This window comes from Hoylesella buccalis ATCC 35310, assembly GCF_000177075.1.
GTDB lineage: Bacteria > Bacteroidota > Bacteroidia > Bacteroidales > Bacteroidaceae > Prevotella > Prevotella buccalis.
This window is the reverse complement of the sequence record NZ_ADEG01000100.1, coordinates 1-3,493: the sequence shown is the minus strand read 5'-3', so window position 1 is coordinate 3,493 and position 3,493 is coordinate 1. Positions and strand designations below refer to the sequence as shown.

Here is a 3,493-nt window from a genome sequence, read left to right as displayed (position 1 = left end):
CGAAGCCTATCTTCTGCAAAGATAGTAAAAAATACAGAGAATGAACGTTACAGGGGGAGGGAATTAAGCAACGAAAATTCACGATGTTTCCAATGAAAAATGATATATGAAGACATGGCTTACTCCAAATCATCGGCATTCATGAAATGTAGACAGAAAAAAAATCCAACTGTTAGCATCCTGTTTCAGATTTCTAACAGTTGGATCTCTATAAGTCTCAAATCGATAAAAAAGCGAAACCCTCTAATTATCCTCTCAGCACCTTCATCACTTTCCTGAAGTAATGATGCGTACTACGGTTACTGTAATTAGGTCCACCGTTCCATGAACGGATTGCTTTCTCAACGCTGTTATTCGGGTTATACACCGATTGAATCAATAGAAACATCTCTTTAGACTTTGCCACACTTAGGCGGTCTGACAGCTTGTAGCGTTTCTTGCTGTTACGTCTTTTCAAGATTTGATTGCATTCAGCGACGAGTATCGGCGTGATTTGCATGACACCTACCGAATTTCCGCTCCTCGCATTGACATCTCCACGACTCTCTACATGAATGATTGCCTCCATCACTGGAGTCCAATCGAAATTGCTTGTTGCACTGGTGCCTTTCATCTGTCCTGCCAAGGCAAAACCGGGAAGAAAGAGCAAGATTATCCATGTTACAAAAACAATCTTTTTTATTCTCTCCATATTTACTTGTTTATGGAGCCTGGACTTGACAACGCTCTTGTCAAACATGCCCGGGATGGCAGCTATGTGAGAACTTTTTTTCTGCTCATCCGGCTCCGTTAGATACTTAGTAGATGGCCTGCTTATAATCACTACAAAATGCCATCTCTATTTTTATCGGGTGCAAAGGTATGCAAAAAAAGGCGAACAGACAAATTATTCAATCTTTTTAAGTCTAATTTTAAAAATGTAAGACATTGATTTGTTGATAGTTATATTCCATCCACCGTCTATTCATGGGCATTCTGGAATGATTGAAACGCGATTGACATGGCGCCAGTGTAAATGCAAAACGCCCTCCGATTATCTCAACCGGAAGGCGTTATTCATTGTTTTTAGCACCGTTTGCTGGTGTGAGCGACGTGCTTACTTCGTCATCTTGCGCACGGTACTTGTGCCGTTGCTTCTCACCTCTTTTATAAGGTACAAGCCATGGATAGGTTCGGCGTTGAGCCGTTGGCCGCTGAGATTATAATACAGGCAGCGCACGACTTCGCTTGAACCTTCTGGGAGCAAGCGGTTAATGCCCGATGTGATTTTCTCGGTTACCTTCCAACCTTTCTGCTCGGCCTCGCCCTTGTGTACATCGGCACTGTTCTGACAAGAGTACACCAGCTGATCGCTCCAAGCCACGCCTTGGATGGGTTTCTGACCATTGACGTCAGGTAGAGCTGCGATGATCTTATTCAGTTCAACATCAGCGATGGCGTTGTCCTGAAGGAACAGTCCCCGCAGACTTTTCTTGCCCTGAAGGTCTAACGTGGTGAGTTTGTTATGTTCGGCTGCTACCAGATGGAGGTTTTGGTTGGCCGACAAATCCAGGCTGGCAATCTCATTGCTGTCGCAACGGAGGTAATACATGCTCGGGTTTTTAGAGATGTCGAGGGTCGTCAACTGGTTGTTGCCGATATTGAAATCAAACAGTGATGGGTTGTTGCTCACATCGATATTGGTAAGCTGATTGTGCTCGGCATAAAGCGTGTTGACCATCTTATTGGTTGTGATGTCCAGCTCAGAGAGGTTGTTGTAAGAAATGCGCAACAAGGCCAACTGCGGCTGAGACTTGGTGCTGAATTTAGACAGGTTGTTGTGTTCCACATTGATCCACCGCAGGTTGCGATTGGGGGTCAAGTCCAGTTCCGTCAATTTGTTGTTGTACAGGTACAAGCCGGTGAGTTGAAACAAGGGCACCAGGTTGATGCTCTCCAACTGATTGAAACTCAGGTTGAGCAAATCTAGCTTGTTATCCCTCGGGAACGTGATAGTTTTGATTTCATTGTGGTCGGCATATAACTTCGTCAAGGATGATAGACCGGTAAGGTCGATTGTTTGAAGTTTGTTGCTTGAGCAAGAAAGCTCATCGAGTTTTTTTAAGCCCGTAACATCAATGTCAGTCAACTCGTTGTTATCACAGTTTACATCTACCAGAACAGTGTTCTCGTCCTTGGGTAGCAACAGTTGAGTGAGGTGGTTGACAGACACGTCGACCTTCGAAAGATTCTTCATGCCGCTGCAATCCATCTTGCCCGGAATCTTGTTTTCACTGAGGTCGATGACTTTCAAATTATTGCAGCCGGAGAAATCCATCTCGTTTTCAATTTCATTTTTTGCAGCATACAGTCCGATCATCTTCGTCATGTGCGACACATTCAGATGCTTGATGTTGTTTTCATAGATTTTAAGTAGCAGAATGTTCGGACAACCGCTCAAATCCATCTCCTCTATCTCTTGTGCGACGGCGGTAATTTGCACAAAATCGCCATACAGCTTCACCTGCTTTCCCTTCACGTAATCGATGCAAAACTGCGTTTTGTCATACTTTTTGAGAACGCCGTCGCCCCAATCTACCGAAAAGCTGCCAGTTGCTGCCAGTCCAACTTTCACAGGCTTGTTCACATGTGCTTCGTTATAGGTAAACACTGCAGCTGGCTTGTCGGTTTCAGCTGCCATGACCGACCAGGATGCACAGGTAAAAAGTGCAATCATGAGTAAAATTTTCTTCATACTTTCTCTCATTTTTTTAATAATTTATAAATATCAGTTAACATTAAATTTCAGTTAGGACTGGAAATGCATGCAACCTGCTGCGCAAACGCATAGAGTTTGGTGAGCAAACTCATTGAGTTTAGTGCTCAAACTCATAGAGTTTGGAGTGCAAACCCATAGAGTTTAGTACTCAAACTCATAGAGATTGGAATGTAAACCCATAGAGTTTGGAATGGCATCGACACCAAGTACCCATCACGCATCAGTAACATCCCTCATCTCGCATGCGCGGAGGCGGAACCTGATGAAACACGCCCCTACAGATACAACCATGAGTTGTCATGTTCATTTGATCTTTTGCAAGATGCACGCCGTTACGACAACAAAAGTACAGAAATATTACAAACAAAAGCAATAATTTGTAAGTTTTTTATTAAAATCGTCTACAAAACATCATAAGGACTCTCCCATTTGAGCCATGTCGTCATGTTGATCCATTCATCAAGAAAAAAGTGTCAGTCAACTTATTGTGGCGAAAATGGGGTTAAATAAAAATATGACGAAGCATTTTTAATTTTAAAGAAAAGACAATAGGTTTATTGTTACAAAAAAGGAATGAGAAAAAGAACAGCAGTCCATATGGTGAACAGCCCATGAATACACATTGCATCCGTAGGTGCGGACACCAAAAAGCCGCCTACGCTCATGTGATGACGACTCAAAGGGTTCATTTTTATTTATGAATTCAGCGTACCTTAGAAAGTAGACAGAAAGTTT

The 3,493-nt window shown here is 42.9% G+C and carries 2 protein-coding genes; both read right to left on the bottom strand.

The window, feature by feature from the left end:
- Positions 1 to 247 precede the first annotated feature (247 nt).
- A complete protein-coding gene (locus HMPREF0650_RS11225; RefSeq protein ID WP_004350893.1) occupies positions 248 to 691 on the bottom strand; it encodes a lytic transglycosylase domain-containing protein in 444 nt (147 codons plus the stop codon).
- Positions 692 to 1,096: 405 nt separating this feature from the next.
- Positions 1,097 to 2,734, bottom strand: coding sequence for a leucine-rich repeat domain-containing protein (locus HMPREF0650_RS11220; protein ID WP_040563289.1), 1,638 nt, complete (start codon positions 2,732 to 2,734; stop codon positions 1,097 to 1,099).
- Positions 2,735 to 3,493: the final 759 nt, after the last annotated feature.

Bases quoted from the DNA above. Each gene is read 5' to 3' on its own strand.
- HMPREF0650_RS11225 (WP_004350893.1), bottom strand. From the start codon at position 691: ATGGAGAGAATAAAAAAGATTGTTTTTGTAACATGGATAATCTTGCTC.
- HMPREF0650_RS11220 (WP_040563289.1), bottom strand. From the start codon at position 2,734: ATGAAGAAAATTTTACTCATGATTGCACTTTTTACCTGTGCATCCTGG.